Annotated in this window: 16 protein-coding genes; 10 read left to right on the forward strand and 6 right to left on the reverse strand. The window is 59.0% G+C overall.

The genetic code is table 11. From position 1 onward, the window contains the following. Nucleotides 1-39: 39 nt before the first annotated feature. From HMPREF2878_RS10855 to HMPREF2878_RS10865, 3 genes are all read left to right on the forward strand, one after another. Nucleotides 40-345, forward strand: coding sequence for an antibiotic biosynthesis monooxygenase family protein (locus tag HMPREF2878_RS10855; protein ID WP_038629377.1), 306 nt, complete (start codon nucleotides 40-42; stop codon nucleotides 343-345). 182 nt (nucleotides 346-527) lie between these two features. Beyond that, the gene (locus HMPREF2878_RS10860; RefSeq protein WP_070595978.1) at nucleotides 528-1,223 is read left to right on the forward strand and encodes a hypothetical protein; all 696 of its coding nucleotides are present in this window, start codon (nucleotides 528-530) and stop codon (nucleotides 1,221-1,223) included. Next, nucleotides 1,223-2,887 carry a Y-family DNA polymerase gene (locus HMPREF2878_RS10865; RefSeq protein WP_070595943.1) on the forward strand — a complete coding sequence of 555 codons (1,665 nt, stop codon included), beginning with the start codon at nucleotides 1,223-1,225 and terminating at the stop codon, nucleotides 2,885-2,887. Before HMPREF2878_RS10860 ends, HMPREF2878_RS10865 begins: the two co-directional genes overlap by 1 nt. A gap of 39 nt (nucleotides 2,888-2,926) precedes the next feature. Here HMPREF2878_RS10865 and HMPREF2878_RS10870 read toward each other — a convergent pair whose 3' ends face one another. Continuing rightward, nucleotides 2,927-3,607 (reverse strand): AMIN-like domain-containing (lipo)protein, encoded by a 681-nt coding sequence (locus tag HMPREF2878_RS10870; RefSeq protein WP_049190345.1) that lies wholly within the window; start codon nucleotides 3,605-3,607, stop codon nucleotides 2,927-2,929. Between the two features lie 163 nt (nucleotides 3,608-3,770). Here HMPREF2878_RS10870 and HMPREF2878_RS10875 point away from each other — a divergent pair, with 163 nt between their 5' ends. After that, nucleotides 3,771-4,682, forward strand: a complete 912-nt coding sequence (locus HMPREF2878_RS10875; RefSeq protein WP_070595944.1) for a sucrase ferredoxin — start codon at nucleotides 3,771-3,773, stop codon at nucleotides 4,680-4,682. Nucleotides 4,683-4,706: 24 nt separating this feature from the next. Here HMPREF2878_RS10875 and HMPREF2878_RS10880 read toward each other — a convergent pair whose 3' ends face one another. The 3 genes from HMPREF2878_RS10880 to HMPREF2878_RS10890 form a co-directional block, all read right to left on the reverse strand. Beyond that, the gene (locus HMPREF2878_RS10880; RefSeq protein WP_224433327.1) at nucleotides 4,707-5,339 is read right to left on the reverse strand and encodes a methionine ABC transporter permease; all 633 of its coding nucleotides are present in this window, start codon (nucleotides 5,337-5,339) and stop codon (nucleotides 4,707-4,709) included. A 65-nt stretch (nucleotides 5,340-5,404) separates the two neighbouring features. Further along, nucleotides 5,405-6,454 carry a methionine ABC transporter ATP-binding protein gene (locus tag HMPREF2878_RS10885; RefSeq protein WP_070595945.1) on the reverse strand — a complete coding sequence of 350 codons (1,050 nt, stop codon included), beginning with the start codon at nucleotides 6,452-6,454 and terminating at the stop codon, nucleotides 5,405-5,407. 64 nt (nucleotides 6,455-6,518) lie between these two features. Next, the gene (locus HMPREF2878_RS10890) at nucleotides 6,519-7,385 is read right to left on the reverse strand and encodes a MetQ/NlpA family ABC transporter substrate-binding protein (RefSeq protein WP_016422131.1); all 867 of its coding nucleotides are present in this window, start codon (nucleotides 7,383-7,385) and stop codon (nucleotides 6,519-6,521) included. Between the two features lie 247 nt (nucleotides 7,386-7,632). Here HMPREF2878_RS10890 and HMPREF2878_RS10895 point away from each other — a divergent pair, with 247 nt between their 5' ends. The 5 genes from HMPREF2878_RS10895 (at nucleotide 7,633) to HMPREF2878_RS10915 (ending at nucleotide 14,740) form a co-directional block, all read left to right on the forward strand. Next, nucleotides 7,633-10,872, forward strand: a complete 3,240-nt coding sequence (locus tag HMPREF2878_RS10895) for an error-prone DNA polymerase (protein ID WP_070595979.1) — start codon at nucleotides 7,633-7,635, stop codon at nucleotides 10,870-10,872. A gap of 18 nt (nucleotides 10,873-10,890) precedes the next feature. After that, nucleotides 10,891-12,855, forward strand: a complete 1,965-nt coding sequence (locus HMPREF2878_RS10900; protein ID WP_070653472.1) for an alpha/beta hydrolase family protein — start codon at nucleotides 10,891-10,893, stop codon at nucleotides 12,853-12,855. A gap of 31 nt (nucleotides 12,856-12,886) precedes the next feature. Beyond that, on the forward strand, nucleotides 12,887-13,426 hold the full coding sequence (locus tag HMPREF2878_RS10905) for a tRNA (cytidine(34)-2'-O)-methyltransferase (protein ID WP_016422134.1): 540 nt from the start codon (nucleotides 12,887-12,889) through the stop codon (nucleotides 13,424-13,426). A 67-nt stretch (nucleotides 13,427-13,493) separates the two neighbouring features. Beyond that, nucleotides 13,494-14,351: a bifunctional methylenetetrahydrofolate dehydrogenase/methenyltetrahydrofolate cyclohydrolase gene (locus tag HMPREF2878_RS10910; protein ID WP_070429823.1), complete on the forward strand. Its 858-nt coding sequence runs from the start codon at nucleotides 13,494-13,496 to the stop codon at nucleotides 14,349-14,351. A gap of 20 nt (nucleotides 14,352-14,371) precedes the next feature. Next, complete coding sequence (locus tag HMPREF2878_RS10915; RefSeq protein WP_005510063.1) at nucleotides 14,372-14,740, forward strand: DUF3017 domain-containing protein; 369 nt, start codon at nucleotides 14,372-14,374, stop codon at nucleotides 14,738-14,740. Nucleotides 14,741-14,746: 6 nt separating this feature from the next. Here HMPREF2878_RS10915 and HMPREF2878_RS10920 read toward each other — a convergent pair whose 3' ends face one another. Together HMPREF2878_RS10920 and HMPREF2878_RS10925 are read right to left on the reverse strand one after the other, a co-directional pair. Further along, the gene (locus HMPREF2878_RS10920; RefSeq protein WP_048731552.1) at nucleotides 14,747-15,883 is read right to left on the reverse strand and encodes a homoserine O-acetyltransferase MetX; all 1,137 of its coding nucleotides are present in this window, start codon (nucleotides 15,881-15,883) and stop codon (nucleotides 14,747-14,749) included. Nucleotides 15,884-15,928: 45 nt separating this feature from the next. Continuing rightward, nucleotides 15,929-17,251: an O-acetylhomoserine/O-acetylserine sulfhydrylase gene (locus HMPREF2878_RS10925; RefSeq protein ID WP_048731554.1), complete on the reverse strand. Its 1,323-nt coding sequence runs from the start codon at nucleotides 17,249-17,251 to the stop codon at nucleotides 15,929-15,931. Nucleotides 17,252-17,629: 378 nt separating this feature from the next. On the opposite strand from HMPREF2878_RS10925, the gene HMPREF2878_RS11075 reads away from it, so the two are divergent. Further along, nucleotides 17,630-17,858, forward strand: a 229-nt coding sequence (locus tag HMPREF2878_RS11075; protein ID WP_210387020.1) for a helix-turn-helix domain-containing protein, incomplete at its 3' end; no start/stop codon positions are given.

The following is a 17,858-nucleotide window of genomic DNA, read 5'->3' on the forward strand; positions in this document are numbered from 1 at the left end:
CTATAGATTGTTGAGAGTCGTGTGGCTAGTGTTATGACCATGAGCATTGTAAAAATTAACGCTATTACCGTTCCTGAGGGTGCGGGAGAAGAGCTCGAACGTCGCTTTTCCGCTAACTCTTCGAAAATGACCGATGTCCCGGGTTTTATTGGTTTCCAGCTGCTGCGTCCAACCGCAGGGGAGAGCCGCTACTTCGTCTTCACTGAGTGGGAGAGCGAGGAGGCCTACCAGGGGTGGCGTGAGGGCCGTGCGTTCAAGGCATCGCATGAGGGCGAAAAGCGCAAGCCGGTGTCGTCGTCGGCTGATTTGCTCGAATTCGATGTAGTCCTGGATGTGAAGGCGTAAGCATTACGCAATGTAGTGTTCGGCTGAGGTTAGAGCGTCGCGCGGTGGTGTGCGGCGCTTTTCTTCGCACATTAATATCGAACGTACGTGCTATTTAAGGTAGTGTTTAATCCGCTTGTTGGGAAAGAATATTCGAGCAGGGTTCGTGGTGAGCATGGCAGTGAGATGAGGTGGAACAAGAAGTGACAACGGCGGTCAATATTGCTGCGGGGCAGTCTAGGGAGCAGACTATTGCGGCATTGCGGCAGGCGATGGCAGCCCAGTCTGGTGGGACTGCAACTGGTGCAACCTTTGGGCTCGGTGAGGCGCTGCCGGTGCCGGTGGCGTTGGAAAATACGTTGGCGGGAGCAGTGCGAAAAGGGGCTGTCAGTGTCATTGAACAGCCCGGTGCGGTATTGGCAGGCCTAATCGCGGAAGTTACGAAGACAGGTCATGTTGCGCTAGTTGGGCTCTCCGAGCAGGGGTTGCTCTCCGTGGTGGAGTTGGGCGGGAAGCTATCGAACATTGTCTGTGTGCCAGATCCTGGAATGCAGCCACTTGAAGTAATTGGGCTGTTGGCGGACGGCGTTGACTTGGTGGTGGCTTCGTTGGCACGCACTCCGCCGCCGTCGCAGGCACGTCCGCTGCAGGCACGACTGCGCACGAGTGGTTGTGCTCTGGTTTTTGTCGGGCAGCAGTGGCCGGGCGCTGAGTCGGAAATTTCCAGCTCTGTTGCTGGTGTTTCCGGGATTGGTACTGGTTATGGCCGGATTCGGGCAGTGGATTACCACGTCAGTGTGTCGGGGACGCGGTTTCCGCGGAGGCAGTGCCGTTGGCGGGTGGGGGAACAGGTGGAACAGAACAATGTGGTCGCCTTTCCCGCACAGAGGAGGTCCTAATGGCAGCGGCGGAATCGAGCCGTGTGGTGGCGCTATGGCTTCCTGATTGGCCAGTGCAGGCAGCGCATCTAGCATCTGTGACGTCGCAGGCTAATCCGCTCAGTCCAGTTGCAATTGTGGGTGATAGCGGAGTCGCTGCTTGTTCTCCAAGTGCGCGCCGTGCAGGGGTGCGGCGCGGGCAAAGTCGTCGCCATGCGGAAGCGTTGTGCCCGGAACTGGAGGTTGTCGAGGAAAGTGCGGTGCGCGACGCTGCGGAATTCGAATCCGTGCTGCAACGGTTGGAGGCGGTGGCAGCTGGTGTCGAAGCTCTACGGCCAGGCTTGGCGGTTGTGGCAGCGCGAGGGGTAATGCGTTATTACGGCGGACAGGATGTGGCCTTGGAAAAGCTGCTTGATGCCGCTGCGGTACCGGGCGTGGACTGCAGCTTGGGACTCGCAGACGATATTGTGACGGCTATTTTGGCAGCGCGCAGGGGAGTGCTGGTAGCTCCCGGGGAGGATGAAGGCCAAAGATTTCGGCAGGGAATCTCTCTGGTGGAGCTGAGGGCGGAAAGTGCACTGGAGATGCCCGCAGAGCTTGCGAAGTCGTGGCAGGAACTCGGTCTGCGCACATTGGGAGATGTCGCTGCGTTGCCGAAGCGGGATATAGCCAACAGGTTTGGGGCGCAGGGGGCTAGATGGCATGATTTGGCCTGTCGGGGGGAAGTGCGGTTGGTAGCGCCGCGATCTTTGCCACCAGGATTGGCTGCGAGCTACCAGTCTTGGGAGAGTCCACTCCGGAGAGTGGACGAGGCCTCATTCGTGGCGCGTTTTCTAGCTGGGCAACTGCATGAACAGCTTTTTAACCATGGGTATTCGTGTTACCGCTTAGCGGTGGTGGCGCAGTTTAGTGACGGCTCAGAGGTGCGCAGAGTATGGCGCTGCACTGAGCCACTGGCAGAACAGACTACGGCTGACAGAGTTCGGTGGCAGCTCGATGGCTGGCTGAATAACAGGAATCGGCAGCAGCCACGAGGGAACAGCGACACTGGTGCTGGAGTTGTTGGCTGCGCTGAGGAAAATGACGGAGATGATAGCCGCGGAATCGTAGAGCTGCAGTTAGAGCCACTGGATGTGGTCGCCGCCGGGACTGTAAAGCAGGATTTGTGGCACGGTAGTGATGATGCGCGAGCTAAAGCGCGCCGGGCTGCAGAGCGTGTGCAGGGGTTACTGGGGCCAGAGGCAGTACAGCAACCAGTCATGCAAGGCGGGCGTGGCCCAGGCGAAAGAGTGGGATTTGTCGCTTTCGGAGAAAACCCCAAAAACACAAAAACCGCGGAAATTAATCAGCCATGGCCGGGAGCTGTTCTTGCTCCCAATCCGGCAATTATTCCTGCGACTGCGAATGCAGAGGTGGAAGTGCTCGACGCCGATGGGCACACCGTGGGCGTAACTGGGCGAGCGACCATGACGGCGGAACCGTTCCTGGTGCGACATGGAGTAACAACATATCGCGTGTCATCGTGGGCTGGGCCCTGGCCGATTGATGAGCGCTGGTGGGTACCCGATGAGGCTCGCCGAGCGGCAAGAATACAAATCCGTGCGGTAGCGAATGACGGTACCATCGCCGCCTGGTTGCTCATAGGGCATGCCGGCGCATGGAGAATCGAGGGTGCTTACGCGTAGAGACGCAGTGGAGGAGGAGTGCGTCGGTGGGCAAACCGATTACTTCGATTGGAAGTCAATAACCAGGCGGTTCGGATTGCTCAACGAGAAAACCTTGAACGGGGTCTTATCTCCCTTGAGCCCGACGACATACTGAGTCTGCCCCTCGAAGGTTCCGGCACCGACGACTTCCTTAATAACGGACGTCGATGTCGGCTTGACCGAGTCAGAGGGGAAGTCCTCCATCTGGAAATCAAAGGGGTAGCCCATGCCCCGCAAGTCGATTACCAGCTTGGCTGTGCCGTCGACAGAAATCGGCTTGCCGGAGCCCTGCTGGGTTGGGACATCCTCGTAACGGACGAAGTATCCCGGTGTGCCCTCGCCGGTGAGTTCAAAGACAATACGGTCATAACCGTCGTGGGAACCGACGCGGACATCTTGAATACCCAAGTAAGCGCCATCGGAAGGAGCAGCTTCTGCAGAAGAGCTATTGAAATCGCCCTCCGGAGCAGCATCGTCATCCATGGTGGTCTGCGCCGCCGCAGACGAGCTAGTGGAGCTGCTAGAGCTGCTCGACAAATCGGAGGTGCCAGCGGTTGAGTCAGTTTTCATAGACAGTGCAGCAGCCGAGTCTGAGGAGGAGTCAGAGGAGCAGGCACCGAGAGCTAGACCCAATGCGAGGCACAGGGATGCCGCGATACGGGTACGAGTGCGCGAAGCATCCAGCGATTTCGTATTCATACGTCCGACGGTATGTGCGCAGTTGCGGAATTTCAACAAGTTGAACTGCAAAAGTCGAGGTCAAAGTTATTTGTTGTCAAAGTGTTGCACAATAGTAATAAAACAGGGGTGAACGCTGCGACCTAAGACCCAATCGCAGAGGCACTCAATTACGCTTAGGTGTATGAGCCAGGCCAAATTTGATACCACCTGTTCCGCTCAGATGGCTGAGCCGCTTCCCGGTACTGCAAAAGCCGGAAAGCTCTTTATTGCGTTGGAGCACCAACTCGGTTGGTCTCACGATATTTTTGACGGCGGGGTATGGGGAGCAGAGATCATCGGTCAGGTAGAAGCCTGGTTATCTGAGCGCGGTGGCGCGTTGCAGCTAATTCGCAAACCAGGCCGAATCGGCCAGCAGCCGTGTGATGGCGTTAACGTCTATATCGCGCATTGCGAGTCAGCGGATGGCTCTGAGGTTTTCCTCGAACATCGCATGGTTGCCGATGTTAAAGGCCTGATGACTCTGGATATCCGGCTTGGACAGCCCACCGAGGGGGCCACTCGTCTAGACCATCCACTGTTTCTCATCTGTACGCACGGTAAGCGCGATCGTTGCTGTGCGATTAAAGGTCGCCCGCTCGCTGCGGCGATGCACAACCTCTACCCAGAGGTCGTGTGGGAAACTTCCCACTCTAAGGGGCACCGCTTTGCGCCGGCTAGCGTACTGCTGCCATGGAATTACAGCTTTGGACGTCTGAGTGCGGTGGACGCCAAGGGGGTTATCGAAGACGCTCAGCGGGGCATCGTGCATGCAGAGGGCTGCCGCGGCCGTGGTATCTACACCCCGCAGGGGCAGGCAGCCGAGTTGGCTGTGCGTCGTCAAGCAGATACGTGGGGCGTAGACGACGTCGCACGCGTTGACGTCGACGGTACGACTGCGGTCGTCGTGCTTTACGACGGCCCCAGCGACCGCGACAAGGTCGTGGAATACGAAGTGGCCCTGGAGAAAATCACCACAGAAGGTGTTGTGTCTTCCTGCGGTGATGCTCCAGGGCCAAAGAAGGGCTGGGCTGCGGTCGAAGTAACCCGCCGCTAGCTAATGGCTAGCTAATGTGTGCGGCTACCTGCGCATAATCTTCTTGGAGAGCCAGTTGCCGAAGATCTGCGCCAACTGGACGATGAAGATGATGACCAGGGTTGTCACCAGAGTGACGTTCCAGTCGAATGCCTGGTAGCCGTAGGTGATTGCGAAGTTGCCCAGTCCGCCGCCGCCGATGTAGCCGGCCATAGCCGACATGTCGACCACGGCGATGAATGCGAAGGTGTAGCCAAGTACCAGTGGGCCCAGTGCCTCCGGCACGACGACCGTACGGATGATGCGCCACGGACTTGCGCCCATCGCACGGGCGGCCTCAATCACGCCGGGGTCGATGGACATCAAGTTCTGCTCCACCAGTCGCGCGATGGCGAATGTGGCGGCAATCGACATGACGAACACCGCGGCTTCGGTGCCGATCGTGGTGCCGACCACGTTCTTTGTCAGTGGGCCGATGGCCGTAACCAAGATGATGAACGGGATTGGGCGAACAAAGTTAATCAGGACATTGAGGACCTGGTAGACAAACTTGTTGCGCAACACGCCACCGTCGCGGGTGGTGTAGAGCAGCACGCCGATTGCCAGACCTGCAACACCACCAATCAGCATGGCGACACAGACCATGTAGAGCGTCTGGCCGAATGCCTCGCCCAGCATTGGGCCGAGGCTCTCCCAGTTGGTGTCCTTGCCACTCACCGATGGCAGAGAGTTTAAGAGACCGATCATGATGCAAGCTCCTCTACCTGTGTCAGTTCGGAAATGGCAGCAATGGCGGCATCGAAATCAGAGGAATCCGAGGCGGAATCACCTGTCAGCGGAGTCAACCGCAAAGTAAGGCGACCGTAGGACTTCGCCTGCACATTGGCGACTGCACCGTGTGCCACCGAGGCGGCGACACCGTGGGCACTAGTGGCCTGTGCTAGAGCACCGAGGTCAACACCGTCATTGATAGTGATGGTGATCAGGCGAGCCGCTGCGCTCTCGGCAGACTGATTCACCGAATCGCGTTCACGGCCAATTGGAACATCGCGCAGTGCGGTGGTGGCGAAGCGGCGGCCAACCTCAGTCTTGGGATTGGCGAAGACCTCGTGGACCGTACCGGTTTCGACGATGTGACCATTTTCCATGATGGCCATGCGGTCAGCGATACCGCGTACAACCGACATGTCATGGGTAATCAGCACGATAGTGACGCCCATTTCGCGATTGATGCGACGCAGCAGATCCAGGACACCGGAAGTAGTTTCCGGGTCGAGTGCCGAGGTGGCTTCGTCGGCAAGCAGGAGCGTCGGTTCGGTGGCGAGCGCACGGGCGATGCCGACACGCTGCTTCTGTCCACCCGAGAGCTGCTCTGGGAAGGACTCCGCTTTGTCGCCGAGGCCGACAAACTCCAACAGCTCCTGGGCGCGAGCGCGGCGCTTGGCCTTCGGCATCCCGGCCAGTTCCAGCGGGTATTCAACGTTGCGAATCGCGTTGCGCGAATGGAAGAGGTTGAAGTGCTGGAAGATCATGCCGATATTGCGGCGCAGACCCCGTAGCTGGCGCTCGGAGATGCCGACGATGTCGGTGTCATCTAGCAAAACCTGCCCGGAGGTTGGCTTTTCCAGGCCGTTAATCATACGGATGAGCGTTGATTTACCAGCGCCGGAATAACCGATGACGCCGAGGATTTCGCCGGGTTCAACGGTTAGGTTGATGTCGGCGAGCGCGGTGACGTCGCCGAATTGCTTGTTCAGCTCGCGGAATTCGAGCTTCGTTCCCTTGTTGGTCACGAGTGAATCAGTGCCCCTTGGTCTGTGTTCCCTGGTGTTGGGCGGTGCTTAGGTGGCAGTGGCGTTAGTTCTGCTCGCGCTGCTGCTCTTCGACGCGATCCAGAATGTCCTGCAGCTCCTTAGCCGAACGGTCAACCGGAACCGAGGTGCCCTTGGAGTCCTCAGCGACTGCGTCCTGGACCTCCTTGGAGTGCCAGATCTTGGAGAGCTCCGCGTACTTCGGGTTGTCAGCATTTTCAGCCTTGGTGACAAAGACGTTGATGTACGGCTCTGCCTCCGTGGAGTTCGGGTCATCCTGGAAGATGGCGGTGTTCGGGTCGATGCCAGCGCGGTCCAGGAAGGAGTTATTGATAATGGCAGGCTTGCCCTCACCGTAGGCGGCCGGAGTCTGAGCGGCATCCACCGGCAGAACCGTGACCTTGGAAGCTTCCTTATCGATGTCAGCAGGGGACGGGGTCAGCAGGTCATCCTGCTTCAGCTTCAGCAGGCCAGCCTGAACCAGCACGTTAATAGCGCGGCCCTGGTTGGACGGGTCGTTCGGGATGACGACCTCGGTGCCCTTCTCCAGCTCATCAACCGACTTGTGGTCCTTCCAGAACAGAGCCAGCGGGACAATTTCGCTCGAGCCAATCGGAGTCAGGTCCGACTTAGCGCCGACGTTGTACTCAGCCAAGAACTTGATGTGCTGGAAGAGATTGACGTCGAGCTGGCCCTCATCGAGTGCACGGTTCGGGGTCTGGTAGTCGGAGAAGGGCTGAACATCCAGATCGATGCCCTGTTCAGAAGCCTTCTGCTCGAAAACGGTCCAGGCCTTCTTGCCGGCATCCGTGGTGCCGATACGAATGGCGTCATCCGAGCTGCCACAGGCGGTAAGGCCGGTTGCGGCGAACGCGACAGTAAGTACACCGGCGGAAAAACGCTTGAGGTTCATCGAGGGGTCTCCTTATTTAATGGGATTTGTTAGCTGAAGTTTTAAGGCAGAACTAGACCAAGCTGTCTTTAATTCTGGGGTTAAGGCTAGCACTTGCCCAGGTAGTGCTGAAAATTCAACTTCAGCCTAAACAGTCGAACGTGGCTGAGGTGTGACTTACGGATGCGTCCCGGGGGTGGCGCTTAATGCACATACTAATCGAAAATACGTTTGAATGCAGTCCGTAGGGTGGGTTAATGTTCATGGCATGGAAAACATCTCGGACGGACAGTCGGAGCAGTCCGGTCGGCCACTGAGCTGGTCGCGGATTGAGCGTATTCTATCGGGTAAATTTTCAGGAAAACTACAGCCTAATGGCAGCTTCAATGGCTGGCGGGGGCAGCTGTCAGATTCCATCGTTGGGGCTTTTGAAGCTCCGGAAAGCGGTGTTAGTGGCGGAGGTGGCGTGTCATTTTCGCCTGCGGATATTAAGGCGGAATTGCACTGTCGTTCGAGCTATTCATTCCTGCATGGCGCATCGGATCCGGAAGAATTGGTGTCCGAGGCTGCGCGTTTGGGGTTAAACGTGTTGGGGCTCGCAGATCGCGATGGTTTCTATGGAATCGCTCGTTTTGCCGAGGCTGCAGCGGAGGCTGGTATCGCCACAATCATCGGCGCGGAGCTGGGGCTTCCGCAGCGGCCCCTCACAGTGCTGGGGCGGGGGCCCGAGGGCTATCGGCGCCTGAGCCACACGCTGTGTGATGCGCATATGTCGGCAGGGGAGAAGTCCGTCGTCCGCTATCCCTCGCTGCCAGAGTTAGGGGAGGCCGCAGGTGGTTTCTGGCAGGTGCTTGCCGACGTCAGCTGGGTCGGCGACTTGGAAGAGCTCATTGCGGCCTTCGGTGCGGAGAATGTGGCACTCGAACACCGCGTGAGCCCCACCGCGCAGGCGGCCGATGACGCGGAAGCTATTTCAGCCGCAGCTGTGAAGTATGGCCTGCGGGAGGTGGTTTCCTCTGCTGCGACGTCAGCTTCGCCTGCGACAAGCCGGTTGGCTGGGGCTAAACAGGCTCTTGCTGTGAGAGAGGACTTAGGCGGGTTCGAGTCACGACTGGAGCCGGCAGGCGGAGCTTGGTTGCGTTCGTGGGAGGAGCTAGCGGCGGCAACACGGTATCTGGGGGTGCAGGTGCTGCGGTCAACACAGGACATTGCAGGTGAGTGTGCTTTTACGCTTGACCTCATTGCGCCTGAGTTGCCTCGCTGGGAAGTGCCAGAGGGCCACGATGAGGACTCCTGGCTGCGGGAAATTGCCCGTGCGGGGGCACGGCGGCGGTATGGTCCGGTCGATGGAGCTGGGGACGGCTCCGTGCAAGCGCGGGCGTGGGCGCAGTTAGAACATGAGCTGACTGTGATTCGAGAGTTGGGCTTTCCGGGCTACTTCCTCATCGTGCACGACATCTGTGAGTTCTGTCGCCGGGCGGGAATTCTGGCGCAGGGGCGCGGTTCGGCCGCTAACTCGGTGGTGTGTTTTGCGCTGGGGATCACCAATGTTGACCCCATTAGTGCCGGGCTGTTGTTCGAGAGGTTTTTGTCGCCAGAACGGGATGGTCCGCCGGATATTGATGTAGACATCGAGTCTGGTCGTAGGGAAGAGGTTATCCAATACGTCTATGAAAAGTATGGTCGTGACAATGCCGCGCAGGTAGCCAATGTCATTACCTACCGGCGGCGCGGCGCATTGCGCGATGCGGCGCGGGTGTTGGGATACTCGCCGGGCGTTATCGATGCGTGGGTCAGAGACCGGGAAGCGTGTCCGCCGGAGCCGGTGCGAAAACTGGCGGAGCAGCTTCGTGGGCAGCCTCGTCATTTAGGCATTCACTCTGGCGGAATGGTGATTTGTGATCGGCCGATTGCGGATGTCGTGCCAGTGGAATGGGCACGCATGGAGGGGCGCTCAGTAGTGCAGTGGGATAAGGATGACTGTGCGGCAGCGGGACTGGTGAAGTTCGACCTGCTTGGCCTCGGAATGCTGGAGGCCATCCACCATTGCATTGACTTGGTCTATGAACAGCATGGGCGCCGAGTGAACCTGTGGGAAATAGATGTCGCTGAACCGGAGGTTTACGAGATGTTGGCACGCGCGGACGCGGTGGGCGTGTTTCAGGTGGAATCGCGCGCGCAGCTGGCCACCTTGCCCCGACTGAAGCCGAGGGAGTTCTTTGATCTGGTGGTGGAGGTGGCACTCATTCGCCCAGGCCCCATTCAAGGCGGTAGCGTGCACCCCTACATTCGCCGCCGAAATGGACTCGAACCGGTGACCTATGAGCATCCGGTGTTGGAGAAGTCTCTCGGGAAGACACTGGGCATTCCGCTATTTCAAGAGCAGCTGATGCAAATGGCCGTCGATGCGGCGGATTTCAGCGGGGCGGAAGCGGACTCGCTGCGCCGCGCTATGGGGTCGAAGCGCTCAGTGGCCAAAATGGAAGCGCTCCATGCCCGTTTTCTGGCTGGGCTGGAGCGCACCAGTGGCATTGATGCGGATATTGGGGAACAACTGTGGAACAAGATAGTGGCCTTTGCCGCCTACGGTTTCCCTGAATCACACGCGCAGTCGTTTGCCTCCTTGGTGTATTTCTCGGCCTGGTTTAAGTACCACTATCCGGCGGAGTTCTGTGTAGCGTTGCTCCGTGCTCAGCCCATGGGGTTTTACTCTCCGCAGTCGTTGATTGCCGATGCCCGCCGGCACGGTATCGGCTGCGATGGTCCGGATATCGCAGTTTCAGGCGTGGAAGCCAGCGTCATCGATGGTCGTATTCGTTTGGGGATCGGTGCCATTGCCGGTGTGGGCAATGACGTGGCGGAACGTATCGTCGCAGCGCGGCCATTTGTCAACGCAGCAGATGTCGCCCGCAGAGCTCGGCTGGGTGTTGGGCACATGGAAGCACTGGCGCGCGCAGGAGCACTTGGGTCGCTGGGGATTGACCGTCGTCAAGCACTGTGGGCGGCGGGCGTGGCGGCGACGGAAAGTGAGGGCATGCTGCCGGGGCTCACGCTTGCCGACGCACCGGCGTTGCCCGGCATGACGGAGTTTGAGCTGGCAGCTGCCGATTTGATGGCAACGGGAGTGACCCCGGGGCAGTACCCGGTGGCCGCGTTGCGGGCAGACCTGCAGGAACGTGGAGTGGTGCCTGCGGCAGAACTGAAAGCAGTGCCCGACGGAACACGAGTAGAAGTGGCGGGAGTCGTGACACATAGGCAACGTCCAGGGACAGCTGGCGGAGTGACATTTTTGGGAATGGAGGACGAAACTGGGCTGGTGAATGTGCTGTGTACACCGGGGCTGTGGAATCGTTTTCGGCCGGTAGCGGTGAATTCGCGGGCGATGGTGGTGCGCGGTATCGCGCAGACAGCCTCTGGTGCGGTGACAATCGTGGCCGATCGTCTGGTGGATATGTCCGAGGCTCTGGGGCAGCCGGTGGTGGCAGGTCGAAGTAGAGATTTTCGCTGACTACTAGAATGGATTGTCATGCGCCAGACCTATGAATCCTCGTTAGCACCGGATGGGAGTGCAATCGCCTTTATTGTCCGCGATAGCGGCTACCCGCGTGCGGTACAGCAGGAGATTACTCCGGAGGGGCTAGGGGCGGAGCGCCCCGTGAAACTGCCGGTGGAAGGCCCGGTTACCAGGGTGCTGCACTCTCCGGATGGAAAGTGGATTGCCTGCGAGGTCTCTCCGTACGGTACGGAGCGTTTGCAGACCTGGCTGGTATCCACCGATCCGGAGGTCGACGGTGCCCGCCCCCTGCGTATGGATGCGGATATGCGCGCCACACTGGTGGAATGGGATAACGATCTCCTAGCGATGAACGCGGTCGATGCCCAGGGTATTAACTATGCGCGTTTGGTCAACCCGACGGACTCAAAGTATGAGGTCATTGATAAACGCACTGACAGCCAGCTGGTAGCGGCTGAAGGTGGGTTTGGCCTCGTGCGGGTGGGACCGCGAGGCCACCGGGAGTTACTACTAGTCGGGCCGGGGCAGCAGTGGCAGCCGCTGTTGCCATCCGATCCTGGCTCTACCACGGATGTCGGTGTCTTATTGGCGCATCCGGGGCAGGAGAAGCTGACCGCATTCGTGCTCTCAGATCATGGCGCGGAACAGCGTCGCATCCTGCGCCTGGGTATTACTCCCGACAGCGGTATCAGCACCACGGAGCCGCGTACAGCGGAATCGACCGCAGCGGAGATTTTGGATATGAAGATTGGCATCGAAGTTGATGTCGAGGAGTTCATTGGCAATCCGGATCAAGACGTCGAAGAATTCGTCATTAGTGAGGATTCCTCCACCGCGGCTGTGCTGTGGAATAGCGGTGGGGTCAGCACGCTCGAGGTGCTAACCCTTGGCCTTCACCCGCAGACTGACGACATGCGGGTGATGGTGCGCCGCAATGTGGAATTGCCGGGCATGGTTGCGCGCGAGCTGTCAATCTCCGGGGACGGTGAGCTGATCTCCCTGACAGTAGAAGGGCCAGGCCTTGCGCCAACGGTGGAGATTCTGCGCAATATCGGTGGTGTCATTGAGCCATTGGATATGGAACGCACCGAACGGATTTTGGCTCTGGAAGAGAAGAATCTGGAGACCATGCCGGCTCCAGAGCTGGTCTACTTTGTCTCCCGCGATGGGTTGGAACTGTCTGGTTGGCTCTACCTTCCGGAGTCGGTGCGCAATAGTTCTAATGACGTTTCCGGAAGCGCACTACCGCCGGCTTTCATCCACATCCACGGCGGACCAGAACTGCAGGCGAAACCCATCCACCACGATGTTCTAGCCAGCATTGTGGAGGCGGGCTTCGTGGTGTTCACTCCTAATGTGCGCGGTTCCTCAGGGTCCGGTAGGTCATTCGAGCACGCGGGCGACCGCTATGGGCGCTTTGCCGCTATTGCGGATATCGCAGCGGCGCGTTCCTTCCTCGTTGATGCCGGGTTGGCGGACCCAGAACGCATTGCTCTGGGCGGGCGATCCTACGGTGGCTTCATGTCGCTGTTGGCCTCGGCATGGTACCCGGATCAGTTTGCGGCCATCGTCGATGCCTGCGGAATGACAAGTTTTGAAACCTACTACCAATCCACCGAGCCCTGGTTGGCGCAGGCCGCGTTCCCTCGATACGGCTACCCGTACCAGGATGCTGAGCTTCTGCGCGATATCTCGCCGCTGCACCGTGCGGAGGAAATGAAGGTTCCAACGCTCTTTATCCACGGCGAGTGGGATACCAACGTGCCTCCGCGAGAGTCCGGTCAGATGCGCAACGCCATGGACGCATACGGCGTGGCCACCGATTTTCTAGTGGTCGAGGGAGAGGGCCATAAGTTCTCGAAGCCGAGGAGCCGAGCGCTAATCGGTGAGACCATCATCGCGTTTTTCACCGAGCACGGTGTGTGCGATGCGGCGCCTGCCACGACAGCGGCAGCAGAAACCAACAACGAGCAGTAAAAGAAACAGCGGAAAAGAACTGACGGAAGAAATGAATAGCGCCACGACCGAGCCAACGAACTCCGAGCCAACGAACTCCACAGACTGGATTACGAGCCACACCTGCCACGTGCTTTTTGACCGGCCTGTCATCCCGCCGAACACCGGAAACGCTATCCGCATGTGTGCGGGCTCTGGAGCTATGCTGCATCTGGCCAAGCCATTGGGGTTCAACTTCGATGACAAGAATCTGCGTCGCGCCGGGCTGGATTACCATGACCTGGCCGATGTGCGTATTCACGATTCCATCGATCAAGCGTTGGAGGCCTTTGCCAGCCAAGGGTGCCGCATCTTTGCCTTTACCGCACACGCTGACACGTGGCACACAGATATTGAGTACACGAACACCGATGTACTGCTCTTTGGTCCAGAGCCAACCGGGTTGGAACAGTCAGTGCTCGATGATCCGCGAATTACACAATTAATCCGAATTCCGATGCTGCCAGCTCGTCGCAGCATGAATCTTTCCAACGCCGCAGCAGTGGCTGCTTATGAAGTCTGGCGTCAGCAGGGCTTTATGGGCGGTAAATAGGGGCAAGGCGAGAGCGGCTACGAGGCGTTTCTGGGCATTATTCGCTCCTGTGCCTAAGATAAATGCCATGGCAGCGACAAAGCTTGATGGCAAACTCTACCGAGACGAAATCTTTGAAGACCTGGAAAAGCGCGTTGAGCGTTTAAAGGAAGCCGGCTACACCCCGGGGCTGGCCACCGTGTTGGTTGGTGATGATCCAGGCAGCCACTCTTACGTCAAGATGAAGCATCGTGACTGTGAGCAGATTGGTATCGCCTCTATCCGCCGTGACCTTCCTGCTGATACCACGCAGGAAGAACTCGAGGCAGTAATTAACGAGCTGAACGAAAGCCCGGAGTGCACAGGCTACATTGTTCAGTTGCCACTGCCGAAGCACTTGGATGAAAACCGTATTCTGGGGCTCATCGACCCGGAGAAGGACGCCGATGGCCTCCACCCGGTAAACCTGGGCAAGCTGGTCCTCAACGAGCCAGCACCACTGCCGTGTACCCCAAACGGCTGTATCCACCTGCTGCGACGCTTCGGCGTCGAGCTCAACGGTGCCAAGGTTGTTGTTATCGGCCGCGGTGTCACCGTTGGTCGTCCAATCGGCCTGATGCTCACTCGCCGCAGCGAGAACTCTACCGTGACACTATGTCACACCGGCACCAAGGACTTGGTCGCTGAAACCCGTCAGGCTGATGTCATCATCGCCGCTGCTGGTGTCGCTCATATGCTTACTGCAGACATGGTCAAGCCTGGCGCCGCTGTGCTCGACGTGGGAGTTTCGCGTGTCGACGGCAAGCTGGCCGGTGACGTTGCTGATGACGTCTGGGACATTGCCGGTTACGTATCCCCGAACCCAGGTGGTGTCGGCCCACTGACTCGCGCTTTCCTCGTACGCAATGTCGTCGAGCGCGCTGAAAAGCTCGCTGGCCTGGCCTAGTCAGCCAGGAGGAACAACTCGTGTCGAAAAGGGAAATTGCGCAGCGTGCCCGGCGGGAAGATCTGCCGGATCCAATGCTGAACCCGCACAGCCCAAAGACCCCGCCGCCGGGGGCATCGTGGCCAATGTGGGTGCAGTATACGATTTACGGCGCGCTCTTTTTCGGCATGTCCGCCTTCGTTGTGTTCCTGGGGCTGGAGCGGTGGCGACGCGCCACATTCATGCTGGGAAGCACAATGATGCTGCTCGGCGTGGCTAGGCAGTACCTGCCTGACAGCATTTTAGGTGTGTTCTCCGTACGATCCCGGGCCTTTGACCTATGGTTTTGCTCCATAATCGGGATGGGAATCGTATTCCTCGCAGTCAGCGTGGATGCGCTGGGAAGCTAGCTGACATTAACTGACATCGCGAGCGAGGAAACTACGCACAATCGAATCCACTCGCTCGAACTCCGTCAAGAATCCGTCGTGACCCACGGCGGATTCAATCTTTTCCAGCCCCAAGCAGTTGCCCAGATTGCGGGCGAGGTGCTCCTGCTGGTGGAAGGGGTAGAGAATGTCCGTGTCCACACCGGCAACCATGGTCGGCACGGTTGACGAGTGCAGCGCCTCGTTGAGGCCACCGCGATCACGGCCAATATTGTGCCGATTCAAGGTATCGGTGAGCACGACATACGAGCCGGCATCGAAACGCTGAGCCAGCTTCTTCGCCTGATGATCCAAGTAGCTTTCTACCTGGAATCGATCTTCCGTGCGCATCGCGCCCAACGGATCCTCACCGGGCTGCGCTGCCGCGCCAAAGCGGTCATCCATCTCCAGCTCGCCACGGTACGTCAAATGCGCGACCCTGCGTGCAAAACCCAGACCTCGGGCCGGAGTCACACCGCGGTCGTAGTAGTCGCCGCCATGCCAATCGGGATCGGACTCAATGAATTGAATCTGCGCAGACTGAATACCAATCTGCCAAGCAGACGCACGTGCGCCGACACACATCACCAATGCCTTGCCGACGAAATCCGGGTGCATCAGTGACCATTCAAGTGCGCGAGCCCCACCCAGGGAGCCACCAATGACAGCTTGGAGGCGGGAAATTCCCAGTTCTTGCAGCGCCAGGTGCTCCACCGTCACCGTGTCGCGCACGGAGATTGCGGGGAAGCGAGAGCCCCAGGGCTTGCCGTCGTCCGGATGTGGACTGGAAGGGCCGGTTGTACCGCGACAGCCACCGATGACGTTGGTGCAGATAATGCAGTACTCGTCGGTATCCAGTGCGCGGGCAGAGCCAATCATCCCGTTCCACCAACCCGCAGTCGGGTGGTACTCATCCGAGGGGCCGGAAGCGTGGGCGTCGCCGGTTAGAGCGTGCTCGAGGAGGATGACATTCGAGCAGTCGTCGTTAAGCCGACCCCAGCGTTCGAACTCGACAGTGACGTCGGGGATGACCGCGCCAGCCTCGGTTGTGACATCGCCGATAAAGACACGCCCCGGCTCGCCCTCGGGTGGGAGGGCGGCCGGGGTAGATGGGGAAAAGCTCATGCCTTATAGACTACTTAGTCCGTTCTGTGTCCGTGTACAAACGGTCTACGCGAGTGCTGCGAAGCCGCCCTCGAGATCGGCGATGATGTCATCGATGTTCTCGATACCGACAGAGAGGCGAACGGTGGCCTGGGAAATACCGGCGCGAGTCAGACCCTCCTCATCGGACTGGGAGTGAGTGGTGGTGGCCGGGTGGACAACCAGCGAGCGGACATCACCGATGTTGGCGACGTTGGAGTGCAGCTTCAGAGCGTCAATGAACTTCCAAGCCTTGGCGGTGTCGGCATCCTTCAGGTCGAAGGAGAGCACGCCGCTGGCGCCGGAAAGGCCCAGCTTGTTCAGGGTCTCGTACCACGGGGAGCTCGGCAGGCCAGCGTAGTTGACCTTGGCGACCAGCGGGTGGTTCTCGAGGAACTCAGCGACAGCCTTGGCGTTCTCATTGTGGCGCTCGATGCGCAGAGCCAGGGTGTCGAGGCCCTGAGCCAGAACCCAGGCGTTGAACGGAGCCGGGGCAGCGCCGGTGTCGCGGAGAATGCCAGCGCGAGCACGCAGTGCGAAGGCCGGGGCGCCCAGGTCGGCGAACTTCAGGCCGTGGTAAGCCTCGTCGGCCTCGGTGAAGTTCGGGAAGATGGAACGGCCGTTGCGGGTCTGAGTCCAGTCGAACTTGCCACCGTCGACGATGACACCGCCAAGGGAGGAGCCGTTACCAGTCAGGAACTTGGTGGTGGAGGAAACCACGACGTCAGCACCGTGCTCGAGCGGGCGCAGCAGGGCCGGGGTCGGAACCGTGTTGTCGACAATCAGCGGAACGTTGTTGCGGTGTGCAACCTCGGCGATGGCCGGGATATCGAGGACATCGATCTGCGGGTTGGCAATGGACTCACCGTAGAAACCGACGGTGTTGTCCTGAACTGCTGCCTGCCAGGACTCCGGGTCATCCGGGTTCTCGACGAAAGTGCAGTCGATGCCAAGGCGCGGCAGGGTGACCTTGAACAGGGTCTCAGTACCGCCGTAGAGGCGTGGCGAAACGACGAAGTGGTCGCCTGCACGAGCCAGGGTGAGGACAGCAGCGGTCTCAGCTGCCTGGCCGGAGGAGAACAGTACGGCAGCGACGCCGCCCTCGAGGCTGGCGATGCGCTGCTCGACGGCATCCACAGTCGGGTTGGTCAGGCGGGAGTAAATCGGGCCTGCATCCGAGAGGTTGAAGCGGTTGGCAGCGTGCTCAGCGGAATCGAAGACGTAGGAGGAGGTGTTGTAAATCGGCAGGTTGCGCGCGGAGGTCTGTGCGTCCGGAGCGAAGCCGGCGTGAATAGCGCGAGTGGACAGGCCCCAGTTGGCGGCGTTGCTGTTGTCGTACTTGGTGGTCATTTCAGATACTTCCTTGCGGTTTTTGAGATTGTTCAAAACGTTGCTTACAAACAATAGTGAACCAAGCTGTCTATTGCAAAGTTTTGGAAAAACCCAAGGTAAGAGGGTGTGTGTATCTGTGTCGAGAGTGCTATAGCCCGCTTAGTACGGATTGGTTTGATTGGCTCTGGGGCGTGGCCAGTTGTGGGGGTGGGGTGTGTAGGGAGCTGTGGCTAGGTGTGTGTGGAGGCTGCTGTGTATGGGGGGGCGTGGGTGGTGCGTGGCGAGTGGTGTTCGACGGGTGGCGGTTTGCCGAAGGAGTTAGTGACTACCTTTATGACAGTTTGAAGGGGTAGGTTCAGGCGGTGAATGCATCACCACTTTCGACCAGGAGAAGTAGTGAAGCAAACCCGCCGAACGAAATACAGTGCCATCAAACCGATTGCGCTTCAACACATCGCCAACGGGGCATCAGCAAGCGCAGTTGGACGTGAGTTAGGGATACCCTCACCAACTGTCAGGCGGTGGGCGCGACAAGCCGGAATTGCGATTCAGCACCAATCGCACTGCCCGAAGGTCTCGATGATGCATAAGCATCGCGTGATCTACGAGATGCTTATGGCCGGCT

It is taken from the genome of Corynebacterium sp. HMSC065H09, from assembly GCF_001812845.1.
GTDB lineage: Bacteria > Actinomycetota > Actinomycetes > Mycobacteriales > Mycobacteriaceae > Corynebacterium > Corynebacterium jeikeium_D.